This window comes from Vibrio sp. TBV020, from assembly GCF_046056895.1.
In the GTDB taxonomy this organism is placed as follows: Bacteria; Pseudomonadota; Gammaproteobacteria; order Enterobacterales; family Vibrionaceae; genus Vibrio.
Map to the genome: position 1 here is coordinate 1,597,218 of NZ_JBEEAQ010000003.1, position 19,923 is coordinate 1,617,140.

19 protein-coding genes and 1 riboswitch are annotated in these 19,923 nt (G+C 41.1%); of the genes, 12 read left to right on the forward strand and 7 right to left on the reverse strand.

Annotation, left to right across the window (positions count from 1 at the left end):
* The first annotated feature begins 103 nt into the window (after positions 1-103).
* From AAFX28_RS15535 to AAFX28_RS15550, 4 genes are all read left to right on the forward strand, one after another.
* Entirely contained in the window at positions 104-823 is a 720-nt protein-coding gene (locus AAFX28_RS15535) for a class I SAM-dependent methyltransferase (protein ID WP_408688962.1), read from the forward strand.
* Between the two features lie 1,008 nt (positions 824-1,831).
* Positions 1,832-3,163 carry a diguanylate cyclase domain-containing protein gene (locus AAFX28_RS15540; protein ID WP_408688964.1) on the forward strand — a complete coding sequence of 444 codons (1,332 nt, stop codon included), beginning with the start codon at positions 1,832-1,834 and terminating at the stop codon, positions 3,161-3,163.
* Positions 3,156-5,858: a DUF6701 domain-containing protein gene (locus AAFX28_RS15545; RefSeq protein WP_408688966.1), complete on the forward strand. Its 2,703-nt coding sequence runs from the start codon at positions 3,156-3,158 to the stop codon at positions 5,856-5,858. Before AAFX28_RS15540 ends, AAFX28_RS15545 begins: the two co-directional genes overlap by 8 nt.
* Positions 5,859-5,978: 120 nt before the next feature.
* Positions 5,979-6,401 (forward strand): hypothetical protein, encoded by a 423-nt coding sequence (locus AAFX28_RS15550; RefSeq protein ID WP_408688968.1) that lies wholly within the window; start codon positions 5,979-5,981, stop codon positions 6,399-6,401.
* A gap of 97 nt (positions 6,402-6,498) precedes the next feature.
* Here AAFX28_RS15550 and AAFX28_RS15555 read toward each other — a convergent pair whose 3' ends face one another.
* Positions 6,499-6,711 carry a hypothetical protein gene (locus tag AAFX28_RS15555; RefSeq protein ID WP_408688970.1) on the reverse strand — a complete coding sequence of 71 codons (213 nt, stop codon included), beginning with the start codon at positions 6,709-6,711 and terminating at the stop codon, positions 6,499-6,501.
* A gap of 189 nt (positions 6,712-6,900) precedes the next feature.
* Here AAFX28_RS15555 and AAFX28_RS15560 point away from each other — a divergent pair, with 189 nt between their 5' ends.
* Positions 6,901-7,239 (forward strand): zinc ribbon domain-containing protein YjdM, encoded by a 339-nt coding sequence (locus tag AAFX28_RS15560; protein WP_408688972.1) that lies wholly within the window; start codon positions 6,901-6,903, stop codon positions 7,237-7,239.
* Positions 7,240-7,310: 71 nt separating this feature from the next.
* Here AAFX28_RS15560 and AAFX28_RS15565 read toward each other — a convergent pair whose 3' ends face one another.
* Positions 7,311-8,792 (reverse strand): carboxypeptidase M32, encoded by a 1,482-nt coding sequence (locus tag AAFX28_RS15565; protein ID WP_408688973.1) that lies wholly within the window; start codon positions 8,790-8,792, stop codon positions 7,311-7,313.
* A 76-nt stretch (positions 8,793-8,868) separates the two neighbouring features.
* Entirely contained in the window at positions 8,869-9,036 is a 168-nt protein-coding gene (locus AAFX28_RS15570) for a hypothetical protein (protein WP_408688975.1), read from the reverse strand.
* A gap of 222 nt (positions 9,037-9,258) precedes the next feature.
* Between AAFX28_RS15570 and AAFX28_RS15575 the strand changes: the two genes are divergently transcribed.
* Complete coding sequence (locus tag AAFX28_RS15575; RefSeq protein WP_408688976.1) at positions 9,259-9,891, forward strand: LysE family translocator; 633 nt, start codon at positions 9,259-9,261, stop codon at positions 9,889-9,891.
* Positions 9,892-9,927: 36 nt separating this feature from the next.
* Here AAFX28_RS15575 and AAFX28_RS15580 read toward each other — a convergent pair whose 3' ends face one another.
* Complete coding sequence (locus tag AAFX28_RS15580) at positions 9,928-11,301, reverse strand: alanine/glycine:cation symporter family protein (protein ID WP_408688978.1); 1,374 nt, start codon at positions 11,299-11,301, stop codon at positions 9,928-9,930.
* A 107-nt stretch (positions 11,302-11,408) separates the two neighbouring features.
* Positions 11,409-11,524: riboswitch (glycine riboswitch) on the reverse strand.
* A 417-nt stretch (positions 11,525-11,941) separates the two neighbouring features.
* Between AAFX28_RS15580 and AAFX28_RS15585 the strand changes: the two genes are divergently transcribed.
* On the forward strand, positions 11,942-12,184 hold the full coding sequence (locus tag AAFX28_RS15585; protein ID WP_408688980.1) for a hypothetical protein: 243 nt from the start codon (positions 11,942-11,944) through the stop codon (positions 12,182-12,184).
* A 50-nt stretch (positions 12,185-12,234) separates the two neighbouring features.
* On the opposite strand, the gene AAFX28_RS15590 is transcribed toward AAFX28_RS15585, so the two are convergent.
* Positions 12,235-12,573 carry a 50S ribosome-binding protein YggL gene (locus AAFX28_RS15590; protein WP_408688981.1) on the reverse strand — a complete coding sequence of 113 codons (339 nt, stop codon included), beginning with the start codon at positions 12,571-12,573 and terminating at the stop codon, positions 12,235-12,237.
* A gap of 221 nt (positions 12,574-12,794) precedes the next feature.
* Here AAFX28_RS15590 and AAFX28_RS15595 point away from each other — a divergent pair, with 221 nt between their 5' ends.
* The 3 genes from AAFX28_RS15595 (at position 12,795) to AAFX28_RS15605 (ending at position 15,630) form a co-directional block, all read left to right on the forward strand.
* Positions 12,795-12,953, forward strand: a complete 159-nt coding sequence (locus AAFX28_RS15595; protein WP_408688982.1) for a hypothetical protein — start codon at positions 12,795-12,797, stop codon at positions 12,951-12,953.
* A 14-nt stretch (positions 12,954-12,967) separates the two neighbouring features.
* Positions 12,968-13,702, forward strand: a complete 735-nt coding sequence (locus AAFX28_RS15600) for a chromosome partitioning protein ParA (protein ID WP_408688984.1) — start codon at positions 12,968-12,970, stop codon at positions 13,700-13,702.
* A gap of 149 nt (positions 13,703-13,851) precedes the next feature.
* Positions 13,852-15,630 (forward strand): putative bifunctional diguanylate cyclase/phosphodiesterase, encoded by a 1,779-nt coding sequence (locus AAFX28_RS15605; protein WP_408688986.1) that lies wholly within the window; start codon positions 13,852-13,854, stop codon positions 15,628-15,630.
* 40 nt (positions 15,631-15,670) lie between these two features.
* Here AAFX28_RS15605 and AAFX28_RS15610 read toward each other — a convergent pair whose 3' ends face one another.
* Both AAFX28_RS15610 and AAFX28_RS15615 read right to left on the reverse strand, forming a co-directional pair.
* Entirely contained in the window at positions 15,671-16,777 is a 1,107-nt protein-coding gene (locus AAFX28_RS15610; protein ID WP_408688987.1) for a M20/M25/M40 family metallo-hydrolase, read from the reverse strand.
* Between the two features lie 138 nt (positions 16,778-16,915).
* Positions 16,916-17,374: a TetR family transcriptional regulator gene (locus AAFX28_RS15615; protein WP_408688989.1), complete on the reverse strand. Its 459-nt coding sequence runs from the start codon at positions 17,372-17,374 to the stop codon at positions 16,916-16,918.
* A 338-nt stretch (positions 17,375-17,712) separates the two neighbouring features.
* Here AAFX28_RS15615 and hppD point away from each other — a divergent pair, with 338 nt between their 5' ends.
* Together hppD and AAFX28_RS15625 are read left to right on the forward strand one after the other, a co-directional pair.
* Positions 17,713-18,786: a 4-hydroxyphenylpyruvate dioxygenase gene (gene hppD / locus AAFX28_RS15620; RefSeq protein ID WP_408688991.1), complete on the forward strand. Its 1,074-nt coding sequence runs from the start codon at positions 17,713-17,715 to the stop codon at positions 18,784-18,786.
* On the forward strand, positions 18,779-19,921 hold the full coding sequence (locus AAFX28_RS15625; RefSeq protein WP_408688992.1) for a homogentisate 1,2-dioxygenase: 1,143 nt from the start codon (positions 18,779-18,781) through the stop codon (positions 19,919-19,921). The genes hppD and AAFX28_RS15625 overlap by 8 nt, the downstream gene beginning before the upstream one ends.
* The last annotated feature ends 2 nt before the right edge of the window (positions 19,922-19,923 follow it).

Sequence of the window (19,923 nt, forward strand, 5' to 3'; positions counted from 1 at the left end):
TGCTTACGTTACAATAGGTTAAGTGTCGTGGCTGGCATTGTTCACCATTCAATGCAGCGTTATATCACAGGCGATTTTTATCGAGAATAAGAGAGAATTTGCTATGAGTGAGCAATATAATACTGAAGTCTCTAAGCATTACGCAGCTTATCGCCCGCCTATACACAGCAAAATTCTAGAACAGGCTTTATCTCATTGTGGAAACTATGAGTTCCAGAGTGGGGTAGATATTGGGTGTGGCACTGGGCTGTCTAGCAAAGCTTTATCTGACTTCTGTACAGAAGTCTTAGGTGTAGAGCCAAGCACTGAGATGCTGTCTCAAACAGAACCAAGTGATAATATCTCATATATCCAAAGTACTGGGGAACACATTCCTATAGATGAGCACTCGTCGGATATCGTCACCTTTGCTGGCTCTTTGTCTTATGCGAAGTCAGATGCTTTGGTAGCTGAACTCGTTCGCGTCTGTCGTCCGAGTTCGATTGTTGTTGCCTATGACTTTAAGGTTCAGTTATCTGAGTATATGTCTCTCTTACAAGCTGAGATTAAGGCCAAGCCTTCAAACTATAATCATGCTGAGAACTTTGAAGGTTACAATGAATTCAGGGAGTTAAAGGTGCATCAAGATAGCTTAATCTTACCTATGACTACTGAGCAATTGGCACATGTGTTGTTCTCGTCCATGAAATATTATCTAGCATTAATAGCGCGTTTTGGGGAAGAAGATACATTTTCATTGGTAGTCAAAGTGCTAGGAGAGAACCATATCCATCAAGTGAAAGTGGATACATATTATTCGGTGTATCGAGTAAAAGTGACATGACAGCCAAGTTAAGCAGATTAATAATGTTCGGGTTTATTGGTTTTGTCATGTATCAAGCCTGCGAGTTCACTGAATCCTTGTCTGAAAGTTGTTGTGTTTGTTTAATTAGTTCGTTGGCAAGCTGAAAGAACTTCCCAACCATAAATGCTAAAGTTACTCCTATCCCAAGCAGCAGTAAAAAAAGCAGTAACTCGACTTCATTGTTTGTTAGCTGGAATAATCGCATCATTAATACCAATCATTAATTATATTCAGAGACTCTGGATAGAGGGCTTTAGTAGAAAGTATTATACAGCAGTAAATGTGCTAGTATTTTTATGCCTTGCATGAATGTATTTATATAGAAGCATCCAATTGTGGGTAGTGCTATTATTGAACCGAGTATTAATATATTTTTTAATTTTATATTCATGAAATAGCTCTCATAACTATAGGGGTTAAATAAATCATTAATCCTCCAAACAATAAAGATAGTGTTATTGCAGCGGAAAAAGATATTAGATCTAGGTAACTAAGTTTATATTCCATGAAGTAACGACTTTTTAGCTTGATCACTAGACGCAACTTTGGTAAGTACCGGTTTTTAATGATTACTCGCCCATTTTCGATGAGCCTATCCTTACCTCGCAATTTTTTCATGGTTTTTCCTTCTTTAGCGATGACTAAATTATGAATAACCTTACGATGAAAAGTTAGCAACGGGAGGGCTGTTTTATCAGACTTTTCTTGTAAAAAACAAGAATCACTCAACTAAAAACTCTCTAAGTAATAAGAGTTTGCGGTTAGGCCCAACTAATCAATCTTACCTAGGTAGCAGGTACGAAAGCCTTACATTGTTAAATCTTTATTTGAAGACAGCTAGTGAGTTAAGAGCAGTTCGGGCGTTCCACAATACGATGTTGTGACTTTTAGGAAAAAGCTTACAATCCTTTCAGTTTAGTGCTAGTTCGGTTTGTCTTTGGCCATATTAATATCAATTTTTATCCAGCTGTGGATTGGGATTGAATTATGCCTAGAAAGCACTTTGTGTTTATGTTTGCTTTATTAATTAGCTCGATTGTTGGGTTGTATTTTGTTGAGTTTTTTTTCAAGAAAAACCGTTTGGAAGAAATTGAAGAAACACTTTCTGCTGTGAGTTCAAACTTAGAAGCTCAAATATACTCTGATATACATCATACAAACACCTTGTCGGCAATTGCAATTGCAATTGCTGAAATTAATAAATCTGAACAACAATGGTCTTATATTTCTAGAAGTATATTTTCAAAATCTAAGCACTTAAAGGTTTTGGGTATTGCGCCAAATGACATAATTGAATCCATATATCCAATAGAAGGTAATAAGAGAGCCTTAGGGTTAAATTATAGAACAATTCCTGAACAATGGAGTGCGATACAAGAGGCTAAAGCAACCGAAACAATTCATATATCAAAACCACTTGAGCTCGTTCAAGGTGGATTGAGCATAATAGCATTTAATCCTATCTTTTTAGATCCGCCAGAAAATAATAAATATTGGGGTAATAGTGGGGCTGTGTTAGATATAAATAGCTTATTTAAAAGTGAAGTTATCATGAAAGTGGATAACCAATACGACCTGTCAGTTAAATCTATTGGGCATGGTGTTAATAGAGATGAAGAATATTTTTTGTTGGGTACAAGTGAAATGTTCTCAAAATCTGTATTGAAAACTAGCATTATATTTCCTTCTAATGAGTGGGTTGTGTCTATTTCTTTGAATGACTCAGTAAATGATTCAAATGTCATTCGATTTTTAGGTTGGGGGGGTGTGATTATATTTCATGCTTTGATTTTATTAGTCTATTCCCAATATTGCAGTTTATATAATAGATCTATGGAGGATGAATTAACTAAGTTAACTAATAGAAGGTTCTTTATGTCTAATTTAAAAAAGAACATTAAATCGTCAATAAAGAGAAATAAATGCTTTGCAATTGTTAACTTGGATTTGAATGGTTTTAAAATGATTAATGATACATATGGTCACTCTTGTGGTGATGATGTTCTTATCGAGGTCGCTAGAAGGATTAATCTGTCTGTAAGAAACGTAGATCTCGTGTCTAGGATTGGTGGTGATGAGTTTCTTATTTATCTTTCAAGTGTAAAAGATGAAAAGCAGGTGATGCATATTATCAATAGAATCCACTCTATTATATCTAACGAGCCAGTAGTTGCTAGTGGGGTGGATATTTGGGTTAAATCGAGTATCGGATACTATTTCAATCAAGGCTTAGATATTTCAGTAGAAGAAGCACTGGCTGCTGCTGATTCATCCATGTATGACAATAAAAAAATAAATTCTGTGGATGATCATGTTTAAAACTACTTTGAAGTACCTGCTTTGTATCTTTGCACTTTCCCTTAACATAAATCTAGCGCACGCAAATTGTAAATATACACCATATGCTGTTCAATCATGGACTGACCAAGGTGCGCTTCGTTGGCATTCAAATACCCCTAACATTAAAATTGTCGGAACACATAATAAATCTGGAAACATAGGGATAAGGGTAGAAGGCAATTTTACTAACACTCCAACTTGTGATTCTCATATATGCAAAGAAGACTCGTCATTATTAATACCAGAGCCAGATGTAGTTCAACTTAAGCTTCCGGGTTCAGATGTTGTTGTTCCATGGAATGGTATGTCGCTCGATTCAGGAAGTTATAATGACATAACTGGTTGGTCTGGAAAGTTGACTCTTGTAGGAGATGTTTATCATATTAAAAATTACAAGTTCAACGGTACATTATCTCTCACTCAAGATACCTATTTATATGTGAATACGTTTGAATTTGGTGGGGGAAGTTCTTTCGAAGCAAATGGGCATCAGTTATTCATATGGGCAGAAAACTACAGTGGCAATGAAGCTAATGTTAAGCTCGTTCAACCAATCAAAGGTGATGTTTTCAGTAGAGGTACTGTCGAACTTCGAGCGTTAGGTCAGGTGAATGGGCGAGTAACAGCAAAAAACATTGAGCTGTATCCTGATGCCCAAATCATCAACAATGACTTAACTTGTGAGCCACCAACGGAAGATGATTTACCATTTGAGATAAAAATAAATCCGAACAACAGTCATTTAATGTGTGAAACGGCACCAAACAATGAAGTGACTGTAAGTGTTTATGATAAAGAAGGAAAACTTTTACCGGGTTATATTCCCAACCTTAAGGAGCTAAACAGTTCTTCGTTAGATATTAGCTTCGTCTCAGAGGATAACGGGATATCAACATACCAAGTCACTAAGAAAGACACTACCCATTTAGAAGATATTGATCTAATTGCTGCGTTAGATACAAACGGTACTAAATTGACGGATACTTCTAAGATTAAGTATGTACCGTTTAAATTTCATATTGATGACATAGATGTTTTTGCTGGCGAAAATAAAGCTGTTCAACTGGAAGTGCTAGCATGTGACGACAATAATGAAGTTATATCTTTAGGGTATAATGGAAAACCCCAAGCAACATTTGGCTATATTCGCCCATTCAACACCAACGCCGACCAATCCGATCTTGCTTTTGATACCGCTTCAGGTGGGGCTAGTTTACAGGCTTCGGTAAACTTTATCGAAACAGGGCACATAAATGTAGAGCTTGTAGACCACAGTTTCACATGTTCAGAAGAGGACCACTGCCCTATAGATAAAGGTGTGCTAACTGGCAATTTCGAAATTCGATCTAGACCATGGAAAATTGCAATGTGTGATATTTCTTCGGATGATGGTTCGACTCAAAATTTAGGCACGTCGATAGCTTCTAAGGGTTTTCTAGCTTCAGGCCATCCTTTTAATGTCACATATAGGCCAATTGTTCATCCGGACTCATCAAATACATCGTCTGAATGTTCGTATCCTATTACCTACAATTATGCTAAAGATAGCGGTCCAATAAATCTATCATACGATATCAGTTACCCTAAATCTGGGACACTAGGTACGTTGTCTTCCAGTAATGTCGCGGAGTTTATTCCGGATTCTTCTGGGTTATTGACTGTTACACATACTTGGTCAGAAGTAGGAACATTTACTTTGAAAGCAAATGCTCATTACTTAGGGCTAGATACGAATACGAGTGAGGTTGATATAGGTCGCTTTTATCCAGATTTTTTTAGCATTGACTCAAATTCCTGGGAGAATCCACCACTCCAAAGTTTTACTTATATGAATCAACCTTTTGAGCAAGTAACTGTTGATGTGTCAGCATTTAATAAATTCGGAAACAAAGTCATGAATTACGGCTTGTTTGATGAAAAGTTAAAAGCGATATATGAGTTTAATCACTTGGATAGAATAGCGAATGGTGATGCTGGTTCTCTTATGTTTTCGTCTCATTATGAAGGCAGCACTTGGAAACTGGCTAGTTCTGACATCTATTGGCGTAAACAAAGTGATTTGTTACCTGATGGACCGTACAACATAAATCAAGGAGAAGCACTTGATGTCTCTCTCCGAATCTACCCGTCGGAGGTTAACGATCCTGTTCAATTTAAGGACACTCCAACGGGTGTAGGAACTAACATTCAGTTACTACCTGATGAGCAGCCATCACTGCTTTTCGGAAGAATGAAGCTTGATGATGTAAATGGACCGTCAGGTTCCCCGTTAACGATTCCACTAAGTATTGAATATTGGAATGGTCAACGCTTTGAAACGAATACAAGGGATGACGTTAGTCTATTTGATGGAGATAATCATTGTATTGATAATATTTGGCCAACCTCTTCCATCACTAACGTACAAATAAGTGGTGCAGGCAAAGTTAGTAGCGGTACATCTTCGGCAATAAAAGCTGTGCAAATTGATACCTATGTTAAAGAGAAAGTAAAAGTAAGTCTTAATTTAAATGGCACGTCATCTTGCACTGGGGCGGACCACCATTGGCTATATTTTGATTGGAACCAAGATAGTCGCTCTGAAACTCCACCATCAGCTATCGTCACGTTTGGTGTTTTTAGAGGCAACGACAGGATCATCTTTCGAGGAGAGTCTGGTCTTTTTGGGAAATGATAGCTACCGTCAATTGTTTTGTCTTGAACTTATCACTCAATTGATTTATAAAATGAAATTCATCTATAACTCCATGAATATATTAGTTTTTACTAACCTTTAATAACATGGAGAAAGACGATGAGAAGCAACATCGATGGCAAAAGGATAGTTGATAGAATCCGGATTCGAAAGCAGTATAAATGTGACGATTTCCACGTGAATTCTCAGGTTTTATCAGTTGGCAAAGACTCTTATAGTTTAAGCAAGATAAAACGAATAGAAGCTAGGAAATTAGGCGTGAAAGAGAATGCGATCAATATTGTTTCGTTAGCGTTCATTCTTTCAGCTGCGACGTGGGCATTCGTGCCACAATTTGGACTTATCAGTTTAGCTCTTACGATACTCATCGCTTTTTTTTGTTGGCGAAAGTACGAGTTAAGGGCGGAATTTATAGGGACCGATGAGACTGGTGATCATTGGGTTAGTATTGCTCGAGGCTATACCGAAGAGGAATTCACGGTCTTCAAGGATATTGAACAGCTCTTACGTCATCGCGCGTAGTCGAAAGCTCGTCATCAAATATGGCGGGCTTTTTCGTTTATGAATACTCCCTATAAAACAACAGACTTGTTATTAAGGAATGAATTTGAAACCCAAATCATTTCGGGGCTAACTGGGCCTCATCACCAAGTACAGATACGGATTCGGCAACCGAAGCTTTATCAAAGTGAACGTTGATCTGAACACCAGACTTTTCAAAAACCACATCATCATAGTCTGTGATAGCAATCTTATAGCCTCTGCTAACAAACAAGCTAGTTACTTTGGTTCGCTGACCGATATCAAGTGCTGATGAAAGCAGTTTATCCATGACGGTATTCCTTAAGGTTTTTCTAGTACATAGAGATTAATATAAAACTGAATGCTTATCTAGTCGGAGTGGTTAGCTATTCGGTTAGCTAGGTGTAAGCCCGTACAATAACGTGTTGATTTTTATCACTCGCCATATCGAGAGATAGGCTTTACCATAGAGTGAATAATCACAAAATAAGAGATAGTCATGTCGTTTCCTCCTTGTCCTAACTGTGCTTCAGAATATGTTTATCAAGATCAAAGTAACCTTGTATGTCCTGAATGTGCATATGAGTGGAACCCTGAAGAAATTGCTGCAGAGAAAGAAGCAAATGCAATAAAAGATGTTAATGGAGCTGTGTTAGAGCAGGGCGACAAAGTGACCTTTATTAAAGACTTAAAGGTGAAAGGGAGTTCATTGGTACTTAAGATTGGCACCAAAGCGACCATTCGACGTATTGTGGAAGGCAAAGACCACCAGCTTGACTGTAAGCTTGATAAAGGCGGAGAAATGATGGTAACGGCTAAATATGTGAAAAAAGCTTAACGATACATATTAAATAGAGAACGCCTCCGTGACGATTCGATCACTGAGGCGTTTATTAATAGGTCATTAGCTTATAAGTAGCGATTAGATAGATGCTGCTTAAAGTAGGCGGAGTTCAACGTTTCACCCGTCGCTTGTTTCACTAACTCGTCAGTAGTTAGTAAGCTGCCCTTGCTCCAGATATTTTCAGATAACCAAGAGAATATCGGTGATAGATCTCCAGAGCGGATAGCACCATCAACGTCAACGGTTTGCTGCATTACAGCCATAAACTGAGCTGCATACATCGCCCCTAAGGTGTATGAAGGGAAGTAGCCGAAAGCTCCATCAGTCCAATGAATATCCTGCATACAGCCATTTTTGAAATTACCTTGTGTGGATAAACCCAAATACTGCTGCATTTTGCTATCCCAAAGTTCAGGGATATCGGTATGTTTAATCTTGCCGTTGATCAGATCTCTCTCGATTTCATAGCGTAAAATTACGTGAGCAGGGTAGGTTAGCTCGTCGGCATCAACGCGGATAAAGTCTTTCTTCACTCGAGTATAAAGCTTTTGGAAGTTTTCTTGAGTGAATAGCGCTTTGTTATGTTGATCAAAGTGCTTACCAGCAAAACGAGCAAGGTGCTCGATAAAGGCGTCGCTTCGGCCAACCTGCATTTCGAAAAATAGTGATTGTGACTCATGGATACCCATTGAACGTGCTTCGCCCGAAGGTAGTCCAGATAAAGCAGTAGGTAGTCCTTGCTCATAACGAGCGTGGCCGGTTTCATGTACGATACCCATTAAAGACTGAACAAATTCGTTTTCATCGTAACGTGTGGTAATCCGTACATCACTTGGTACGCCGCCACAAAACGGATGTACGCTTTCATCAAGTCGTCCGTGTTCAAAATCAAATTGAAGGAGTTTCATTACTTCTAAACCGAGTGCTTTCTGCTTGTCGGTATCGAACTTACCTTCTGGCTGAATAAACTGTTCCGAGCTTTGCTTATCAATGACTTGATCAATCAAATCAGGTAACCAAGTTTTCACATCATTAAATAGAACGCCTAATGACTCTGAGCTTGTTCCTGGCTCATATATATCGAGCATGGCATCGTAAGGAGTGAGTCCATTCGCTTCTGCTCTAATCTGTGCCTCTTCTTGAGACAGCTTTACGACTTCTGCCCAGTTTTTTTCAAAACCGTTCCAATCATTTTCACCTCGTTGAGTACGCCAAGCATGTTCGCACTTTGAGCCAGCGAGGGACTTTGCTTGTACCAATGATTCAGGCAATAGATTGGCTTGTTGCCATTGACGTTTTAGCTCGCGAAGTGTCGCGCTATCTTGGGCATTTAGTGCTTCTTGCTCCGCTTCATGAAACCAATCTTCGAGTTGAGGTTGAGTGTGAAGAGAGTGGATATGAACCGATAACTCAGCGACGGCTGCGCTGCGGGCTTGATTACCCCCCGAGGGCATAACCGCGGCTTGGTCCCAGCCTACAATGGCAGATAAGTGGTTAAAGTGGGAAATCTTTTGAGAATGGGCTACTAACTTATTGAATGCGCTCATGGATCGCCTTCCGTGACTGTATAAAAAACAAAGTCTACCAACCTAAGGCTGGTAGACCAAGTTATTACGCACTGTTTTAGTAATTGTTGACGAGTCGTAAGTCAGTTGCCTGTGACGTTAGCTTTACTGGCCAACCGTAGCTTTCATACTCATTTAAAAGTGCTCTAGCTACATCTTCGCTGACATTTACTTGCGTCCATTTGCCAATACCCATTACCTGGTATGATAACTGTACTATAACCATGTGCTTCCCTCCCCCGGAATTACATTTTAAGTAATCTTCCTGATTACCCGATATCATACTAAATAAAAATAAATGGGCTGTCATGTTATATATTGACCTATATCAATAAAATGTGAATCCAGTCGTAATTGGAACGACGGTCACATTTATTAGTGTGATTGCTATCTAATGCAAAGAGGTTTAAAACAAGATTAGATATATGGAATAGCCCAAGTTAAAGGAATGGATGTGTTTAATAATTTTGAAGCGTTTTTGCTCGCGATAACGGTGCTAACCCTTACCCCAGGATTAGATACGGCGCTTGTTGTGCGGAATTCGTCTCGTGGTGGATTTACGGATGGTGCGACGACTAGCTTAGGGATATGTCTTGGTCTTTTTGTTCACGCGGCATTCTCAGCTATTGGAATTTCAGCAATCTTAGCGCAATCGGCAGAACTATTTAACTTGGTGAAAATGGTCGGTGCTGCATACCTCATCTGGCTTGGTGTAACGACTCTTAAAAGTGTTTGGAAGGGGGAAGTTGGTTCGATAGTCACCGATAGTAACCATACCCGGTTAGATATAAAACGTTCACTCAGGGAAGGCTTCTTATCTAATGTATTGAACCCAAAGACGGCGGTGTTCTATTTGGCATTTTTGCCGCAGTTTATAAACCCTGAAGGCTCTGCTTTTTTGCAATCATGTTTAATGGCGAGTATTCACTTTGTCATTGCGATGGTTTGGCAGTGTGGATTAGCGGGCCTGCTTAACTCAGCAAAGAGTTTGCTCAAAAGCTCGACTTTTATGAAAAGGATGGAAGCAACGACAGGAGCAGTGTTAGTTGGTTTAGGCATAAAGTTGATGGTTGAAGATTAAAAAAACAGCGACTGATGTCGCTGTTTTTTTATTTATTTAGTTTTGTAACTGAGGCTCTTTTAGTGATTGAACACTGGCTGCAAAGTATTGCTTTGTTTCTTCAATTACAACTTGTCGTAGTGCTATTAAACCAATGAGGTTAGGAATCGCCATCAAGCCGTTTACAATGTCAGCGATAATCCAAATCATATCTAAGTGAAGGAAAGCACCTGACGCAACTAAGCCGACAAAGATAAATTTATAGGGAAGAACGGCTTTGGTACCAAATAGGTATACCACACAACGCTCACCATAGTAGTTCCAGCCTAAAATTGTGGTGAATGCAAAAAACATCAGACCAATAGAGACCAACATTGGGCCAAAAGTCTCTGCATTTAAGCCAACTGCAAAGGCGTGCGTTGTCATGGCTGCGCCAGCGAAATCACTTTGCCATGCGCCAGTAAGGATAAGTGCCAAGCCTGTCATCGTACAAATGATAATGGTATCAAAAAATGTACCTGTCATTGAAATCAGGCCTTGTTTAACACAAGAGTCTGTTTTCGCTGCCGCTGCGGCCATAGGCGCACTGCCAAGGCCTGACTCATTAGAGAATACCCCTCGAGCAATACCAGATTGGATAGCTAGCATAATACTCGCTCCCAAAAAAACGCCTGTTGCAGCTGTCGAAGTAAACGCCGAAACGAGCACTAACTCAACAGCATCAAGAAGTTTATCTGCATTCATTATGATCACACTTAGGCAAGCTAGAACATAGAATAGCGCCATGGTTGGTACTACTTTTCCGGCTACGTTCGCAATCGATTTGATACCACCAAGGGTGACGAAAGCAACGAGCAATGTTAAGACGCTTGCAGATATTTCTCGGGAGATACCAAAAGAGATCTCACTGGCATCTAGAATGGCATTGACCTGCGGAAATGTACCAATACCAAAACACGCGACACCTAACGCGAAGACTGCGAACATAATGGCTAGCGTTTTAGAACCAACACCGTATTGAAGGTAGTACATCGGGCCACCGATCATTTGACCGTTGCTGTCTTGCTGTCGATACTTTACTGCAAGTAAACATTCGGCGTATTTTGTTGCCATTCCAAATAGGGCAGCAAGCCACATCCAAAAAAGCGCCCCAGGACCACCGAGTTTGATCGCCGTCGCTACGCCAACAATATTACCCGTACCAATGGTGGCTGATAGGGCAGTACACAAAGCAGCAAAGCTTGAAACATCGCCTTGCTTATTAGAGTCATCTTTACTGAACACCATTTTTAGGGCGGTAGGTAAGTGTCGAAATTGTAGTAGGCCTAAGCGAAAAGTGAAGTAGACACCAGTACCAACTAACAAAATGAGTAGTGGTGGGCCCCAGACAAAATTGTCGATAGATTTAAGTAAAGATTGAAGGTTATCCATGATTTCCCCTTAAGTGATAATGCTTATTTAAGGAGAAGAGTGAAAGCACAGAGATCGCGGATCTCTGGTATCGATGCAGGGCGGTTGCGCTGCAGCAGAATAGGTCTTTCCACTCCTCTGTCCTTTTGCCTGAGAGTTTCACACTACCAATTAGGGTAGAGCTTGCTCCTTCGGCGACCGCTTTCTACAACAAAGTAGTACGGTTCTCTCCAGAGGTTCCTCCAACTACAGTCCCCGCCACATAGTGGCACCTGAAAGATTTACTTCTTCGGTAGGTTATTCTCACCAAATGTTAACAATTGGTAAATAACCGCTCTCCTGCAGTCTTCATCGGAACGATTATCCAGTAAATGGATAAAAGTTAGTCAACAATTCTGAATTCATGCTGACGTGTGAACTGTATCATTCTTTTGATGTAATTCAACCAAAATTTCATGCAAATTTTTGATGAATAGATGTCTTGAAATATTGAGTCTAAATGAATTTATTGTGTCTATTGGACATATATTCTTTGTATGTCTAAATGACTCTTTCTTTGCCTTCTTCGTCATTAAGTTGTTGTATTTAAAGTTGATTAATTTATGGCAGGCTTTGTGCAATAAGATAGGGAAAACAAAAGAAAGATCAAAGTGAGGTAAACATGATTGCTCAACCAACGAAAAAAAATTTCAAACAGTTACTCTCTTACTCCAATATCGCGCTGATCGTTACAATGTTGGCGTTAATTGTGAGCGTGTTAATTTCCTACCCATACGCAGATTCATTTTCGTTATACCAACAAGTTGCTGCTCATATCAGCACTATCGTGATTGCTGCGCTACTGAAGGTGAGTTATGTGGCTCGGTGTTTAGCTCAATACAATCTAGGGGTAGAGGTAAGATAAGAAGGTAAAAAAATAGCGCTGTAATAGCGCTATTTTTATAAGAGGATTACTTAGAAGTAGTTAGCATCAATCAGCTCGCTTGTGTTCACTGATTTGACTTCTTCGCGAGCTTCGAGCCAAGTGACAACTTGCGCTTTCTGTTCTTCAGTCACATCAGCGTATCGCTTAGTACAACATAGGAAGCCTTCAAATAACTCTAGGCCGCCACCACCAAAACATAAGCCAAGAGAGTCAATGTAATCGATAAAATCATCGACGAACGTATCGTAACGATCGAAATCATTGATTGTTGTTTCACAGCTCAGCTCGAAACCAAGCATTGCAAACTCACCTACGAATAGTTTTTTCTGAATACGGCGCTTTTTGTTGTCTAGTTTGTATGGTTTCATTCTAATATCTCATTGATAATTGTTAGCCCTTTATACCCCAAATTGCTACAGTCACCAAATTAAATGCTAACTCGTACAGATAGTTGTTGAATGTTTGTGCGAGTAGTTAGCGTTAGAGTGAATAGCAGGGATTTCCTCGACAAGAAACGAACGCTACTCTGACTATTTAGGGACAAAAATGGTATAAAGTAATAAGTAGAAAGTCTGCCTAAGGAGAGGTTATGACAAGGTTATTGGCAATAGTGTTTTTGATTGCATTAGCTTATGTTCTTATTCGTTATCGAACGAGCGAGAAGCTACAAAAATACGTCGTGATTACTTTGGTTTCTGGCTTTTTAATCTATACAGCGACACTAATGGTCACAGAGCTTATCCGCTAACTAGGAGCAAACAATTGAACGAACAAACTGATCGCCAAGAAGATGATGATGTTGTTGTCATAGAAGAACGTGATAAGCGTACACACATTTATATTGTGATTGCTGGCGTTTTAGGCTTGGCTTTAGGCGGTTTGATTGGGTCTTCACTGACCGCAAAAAAGTGGGAGTCAACCTACCATACTTTGCAAGAACAGTATCAGACGCTTGCCGCTGACAAGAAGCAGATGGCAGTGCGGGTGGAAGAGAAAGTCGCTAAGGTTGATGACGAGGTTGAAGAAAAACTACAACTTGCTATTCAAGAGCAACAGGAAGCGCACCAAGTTTCACTAACTAAACTTGAGCAACAAGTGGAAGAATTAGAAAAGGTGAACCTTTCACTTGAGGAACAAATCGCGCAACAACGTCAACAGATTGAAACGGTAAGCTCGACAAACAATAAACTAAACCGTCAAGCTGATATGCAAGCAACAATGTTTGAACGTTCAAGAGAGCTATTTCAGCAAGAACTTAAGGTAAAGCAAGAGTTAGAAGCGTTAGAAAAAGAACGTGAAGATCTACAGCCTAAGCTTGCGAAGTTGAAAAAGGAGTGTGATGTTTACCTCGAAGGAACATCGTGGGACGCGAAGTCAGATGCATGTGATAAGCAAGATGAAGCGAACTCTCGTTTGAGTCAGATCGAGCAGATGATCAGAGTTCATAAGATGGATCTTAAACAGATGCAAGCACTCTCTGAAGAATTAGGTCTCTAACCAACGAACAATGGCATAACAAAAGCGCTTTAAATGGCGCTTTTTTTGTACGTGAAGAGTCAGATATCTTCGCTGAATCTAATTCACCCTCTCTAAATCTCCAATTTGCGCTACTGTTTATATTAACCAAGAGATTTGTAAGGCAGGTCATGCAGTTGGTTAAAGTGAATCAGGGTATGCAAATGATTGTCTATATAGCGTATATCGTGGCTGTAGGCATAACCTCTTATGGGCTGTTGTCCCAGCCTCACCCATGGGCATTGGCTTACTACTTGTTTCCAGCTTTTTTGTTAATGGCACTGATTGTAACCTCACCTTCATACAAACATATTTTCGCGTTCTCAGCGACAGCTCTGTTTATTTTTGGTGGGCTTATTCAGCCTTTCCCACTCGATGCGATTAAACAGTGCCTGTTCTTATTGCCTTTTTGCTACATCGTACTCTTTCCTGGAACGTTATGGCCAATTGCGGTTTGCGCCGCGTTAATTAATGGCTATCTATATCAATTATCTCTATCAGACTTTGAAGCTTTTATCGACACATCTCTTGAGCTAACGGCGATTACACTGTTTGCCACGCTAATGACTTACTACTACGTAAAAACAAAGCAACAAGCTTCTGATTTTAAATTAGAAAGTCAAACTGACTATTTGACTAAGCTTCCCAACATGAACGCCTACAAAGAGAAGATTGCTCAAGTAGATAAAGATAACGCGCGCCGTTTTGGGTTAATCCATATCGGCTTGGTGGGCTTCAAAAATGTCAATGATAGGCTAGGCTACCGACATGGCGATGATTTGCTGGTGGCATTTGCCAAAAACATACGTGATGTGGTGGGTAGTGCTGGAATTGTGTACCGGTTAGGTGGGGATGAATTTTTAGTATTGGTAGAAAGCGATCAGTTGACGGATAAACTCGACGAGCTCGTGGTGGAGCTCAATCAATATCAAAAGGTAATGTATAGCGTGGACAATACTTCCCATCGCTTGAGTTTCTGTATGGGTATTGCCTTGGCTGAACATGCTGCTGGGAGCAATGAAGTCTGGGAGAAAAATGCTGATTTCGCCTTGTTTAAAGCTCGCTCTGATAATACTCATGTATGTTGGTTTAATGATGAGCTTCTTGGCGAAACCATCCGTCAGCATCAGATAGAGACTGAGATTAAATCGGCCCTCCAAAATGACCAATTTGTCTTGATGTTTCAGCCGAAGGTATCCGTAGACAGTGCACAAGTCATGGGGGCTGAAGCACTCCTTCGCTGGAATCACCCTCAGCTTGGAATGGTGCCGCCGATTGAGTTTATACCAGTCGCAGAGAAAACAACCCAAATCGTTCCTGTCGGTCATTGGATCATCTATGAAGCATGTCGCCAAGCGAAGCTGTTCGATGATGCGGGTACGCCTGTATGTATTGCAGTAAATGTATCGACAGTACAGTTTGCCCACGCAGATTTGTTTGATGTGGTGGTTAAAGCATTAAAAGAGACTGAATTGCCGTCCCACTTACTTCAAATGGAGATTACTGAGTCGACATTGATGAGCGACCCTGAAAGCATCACCGATATTTGTCGTCAGCTGCGAGCTATAGGCGTTTCTATCGCTATCGATGACTTTGGCGTTGAATACTCAAGCTTGAAGTATCTCAAACAGCTCCCCATTGATATTATCAAAATCGATAAATGCTTTGTTGATGAATGCGCGGTGAGTCACTCAGATAGAGTGCTAGTGCGGACCATAATTCAAATGGGGCACAGTTTGGGTATTAAGCTGGTGGCTGAAGGGGTAGAAGCGCAAGAGCAATTAAATGTCCTTGCCGAAGAGCAGTGTGACCAGTACCAAGGCTATCTATTTTCTCAGCCCTTATCTCGAGACGAATTCTTTTCGATGCTAAAACAGCAAAGAATGGCTGAAACGGTTATGGAATCATAAAAAGCCGCATAGAGCGGCTTTTTTATAGAGTTGAACTAGATTAATGTGTCAAGTAGTGATGCATAAACTCGGTCACTTTTACCATATCATCAATTGCGATGAACTCTTCTGTAGTATGTACTTTCGCCATGCCAGTAGAAATGTTAACGGTGGTTAGACCTTTCGCATTGAAGTTGTTTGCATCGCTGCCACCACCAGTACCTTTGGTATATGGGCTTGCGCCAATTGCTTCAAATGATGCCTTAATAGTCTTGATATGCGGGTGATTGTCATCAATTACGAACGCGTTGTACGCACGAGTTGATTCAATCTCTACCTCAGCTCCGTGTTTATCCGCCGCTGCTTGGAAGGTTGAAATCATATGATCGACTTGAGCTGTTAACTTGCTATCGTTAAGGGAGCGAGCTTCAGCAACAACTTTAAGTTCTGGCATCACAATGTTTGTCGCACAGCCACCTTCAACAATACCGATGTTTGCAGTAGTTTCTTCATCGATACGTAGCAAGTTCATTTGTGTGATTGCATCTGCAGCGACTTGAATCGCGCTGATACCTTCTTCAGGAGCAAGGCCTGCATGGGCAGGTCGGCCAATGTACTTAGCGACGATCTTTTGTTGGCCAGGTGCTGCATTGACGATAGTGCCAATTGGGCCGCCAGTGTCTAATACAATCGCTTTGTCTGATTGAATGAATGACATATCGAAATGCTCAGAGCCAAACAAGCCACCTTCCTCATGAACAGTAAAAGCGATCTCGATAGTTTTGTGTGCAAGGTTTTGCTCTTGGATAGTTCGAACCGCTTCCATAATTGCCGCGATTCCTGACTTGTCATCACCACCGAGAATGGTATTTCCTTTTGAACGAATGATGCCATCTTCAATGACTGGCTCAATACCTTTACCTGGAGTCACGGTATCCATGTGGCAGCTTAGAACTACGCTCTCATCGAGCCTACCTTCAAGGCGAGCATAGATGTTGAAGCCATTAGAAACCTCTTCAGGAACAGGTAACTTATGGACTGTGAAGCCAAGGTCACCTAGCTGTTCTGCGAGAGTTTCTGCGATCAGTTTTTCGTCGCGTGACTCACTGTCGATTTGGATGATTTGAGTGAAGTGATTAATTAAGCGTTCACGGTTTATTAGAGTCATTGTAATACCTTGTATGGGAACAGAGGCATTACCTTATCGCTGTCGAGAGGGGTGAGGCCTGCGTTAAATCAAGTAATCTGACGCTCTCAGTCAATTTTTGGCAAATTTTACTCTGTATGACTAGAAAGCGTTCATCGACTACAGAAGCTTTACAAAGCTAGCACCAATAAGTCGGTCAACCCGCTCTTTTGCTTCATCTCCAAAAATTGACATCGCAGTCTGATTGATATGAAGAACAAAAGTTCGAGCGAAAAGCTGCTCACGATCGCCTTTGCCGATTTGGGACAAGATTAGGCACAAAAGAGAACAGAATGTCTTTTTGCCTAATGAGTCATTCCAACTTTTCTCGAATGCAGCGAGATCGTTTTTAAAATCGATATGATCAGCGAATATTTTAAGTAGGCGACCTTGCAGAGCTTCAAGGAAGTCTGTTTTTTTAGGGAAATGATGACTGATACCAGTACGAGAAACACCAGTCTCACGACTTAGCGTAGTGTACGACATTGCATCATACCCATTTTCTAAAAGCTGTTTGGTAACGGTATCTAGGATTAGGTTGATTGTAACTAAAGTATCTTCTTTACTACGTTTTGGCATGACTAGGAAACGTTTATAATTTGTTATGGAGTGTCGTAGTGTAACGCATTACAGTACTGATTACCATAAAGTGGTAGGGACATTATAAGAATGCTTCAATACTAGGGATAATTTATCGCAAAATCATGGGGTAGATTACGAATGTAAATAATTTGTTACTGTGTGCTTGTTGTTAAGTTTCTGTTTTTTCAGTGTTTGAGCTGCATTTAACATTGCGTTTACACTTCGGGTTGTTGTAACTGTTAATGATGAACTAACAGTGAAAGGTTCATTTTCTGAGCCATGTGGGCCAAGTTATTGAGTGAAACACGGAATCAAACAATAACGAGGGACGAATAATGAACGAAGCGTACAACCCATTAGGAACCGATGGCTTTGAGTTTGTCGAGTACACAGCGGCAGACCAAGAAGGCATCGAAAAGTTAAAGAATCTATTTAACTCTTTAGGGTTTGCAGAAGTCGCGAAACACCGTTCTAAAGAAGCATGGTTGTACCGACAAGGAGATGTGAACTTTATCGTCAACGCTCAGCCGCACAGTCAGGCTCATGAGTTTGCCAAGGTGCACGGCCCATCTGTTTGCGGGATGGCTTTTCGAGTTGCTGATTCGGCAGCGGCGATGAAACAAGCGTTAAGTAATGGCGGTGAACAGTATGTGACCGAAATTGGGCCGATGGAGCTAAGCATCCCAGCCATTTATGGTATCGGTGAGAGCCTGCTATATTTTGTTGACCGTTACCAAGACGGCAGCATCTACGAAGTGGATTTCCGTTTCTATGACGATGCAAAAGAGCGCCTAGCGAAGATGGACGTCGGTTTGTACGAAATTGACCATCTTACTCACAATGTGAAGCAAGGTAACATGGATGTATGGTCTGGATTCTACGAGCGAATTGGTAATTTCCGAGAAATTCGATACTTCGACATTGAAGGTAAACTTACTGGTCTCGTGAGTCGTGCAATGACTGCGCCTTGTGGAAAAATCCGAATCCCAATCAATGAGTCATCGGATGATAAGTCCCAAATTGAAGAGTTCATCCGAGAGTATAACGGTGAGGGCATTCAGCATATCGCATTGACGACGGACGACATCTACCAAACGGTTCAAACACTACGTGACCGCGGTATGGACTTCATGCCGACACCTGATACGTATTATGAAAAGGTTAACGATCGAGTAGAAGGCCATAATGAACAGCTTTCAAAGCTACGAGATTTACGAATTCTGATTGATGGTGCGCCGACCAAAGATGGTATCCTTTTACAAATTTTCACCCAAACGGTTATTGGCCCCGTCTTCTTTGAAATTATTCAGCGCAAGGGCAATGAAGGGTTTGGTGAAGGTAATTTCAAAGCGCTATTCGAATCGATTGAAGAAGATCAGATTCGTCGTGGAGTACTAGACGATGCATAAATGGATCACATTCCCTCACCGGGAGGGGGTGTGCTCTAAGCAAGCGCATGCGGACTTCCCGGAAGAGGCGATTTATGAGCGAGAAGCAGGCCGAAGTGGGTTCTTTGGGCCAGCAGCTCACTTTCATCATCAACACGCCCCAACAGGTTGGAGTGAGTGGGAAGGTGACTTAAAACCCCGCGCTTTTAACTTCAACAACGTTGAAACTGCTTGTCAGAATTCACCATGGTCTGTCCCTCATTTGCTGCACAATGCTAACTGCAAAGTCAGAGTGTGGAAGCTAGATAGCACGATGGACCAGTTGGTACGCAATGCAGATGGCGATGAGCTTCTGTTTATCCATCAAGGCAAGGCCGACCTATTCTGTGACTATGGGCACCTCGAAATCAAAGAAGGGGATTATGTCATGATCCCTCGTTCGACCACTTGGCGAATTGAGCCCAAAGAAGCGATGTTTGTGCTGATGATCGAAAATACTGATGCGGCTTACACATTGCCTGAAAAAGGAATGGTGGGGAACCACGCGGTGTTCGATCCGGCGGTATTAGACGTGCCGAAGATAGATGAGGCTTTCAAAGCTCAATATTCAGAGCAGTCGACGCAAGTCCAAATTAAACGTCATGATCAAGTCAGTGTCGTCACTTATCCATTCAACCCGCTTGATGCGATTGGCTGGCATGGTGACTTGTCAGTTGTACGAGTGAACTGGCGTGACATCAGGCCATTAATGTCTCATCGATATCATCTTCCACCCTCGGCGCATACTACGTTTGTTGGGCAAGGTTTCGTTATTTGTACTTTCGTACCTAGACCGATTGAGAGTGATCCTGGGGCACTCAAAGTCCCGTTTTATCACAATAATGATGATTACGATGAAGTGTTGTTCTATCACGCCGGAGACTTCTTTAGTCGCGACAATATTGAAGCAGGAATGGTGACTTTCCACCCCGCTGGGTTTACTCATGGCCCGCACCCAAAAGCGTTCAAAGCAGGGCAAGAGTATAAGAAAAAATTCACCGATGAAGTGGCTGTGATGATTGATACTAGACACGCGCTCTCATTTAGCGATGAAGCAAAGCAAGTTGAGAACCAAGAGTACGTATACAGCTGGAAAGAGAAGCCACTTAAGGATTGAGT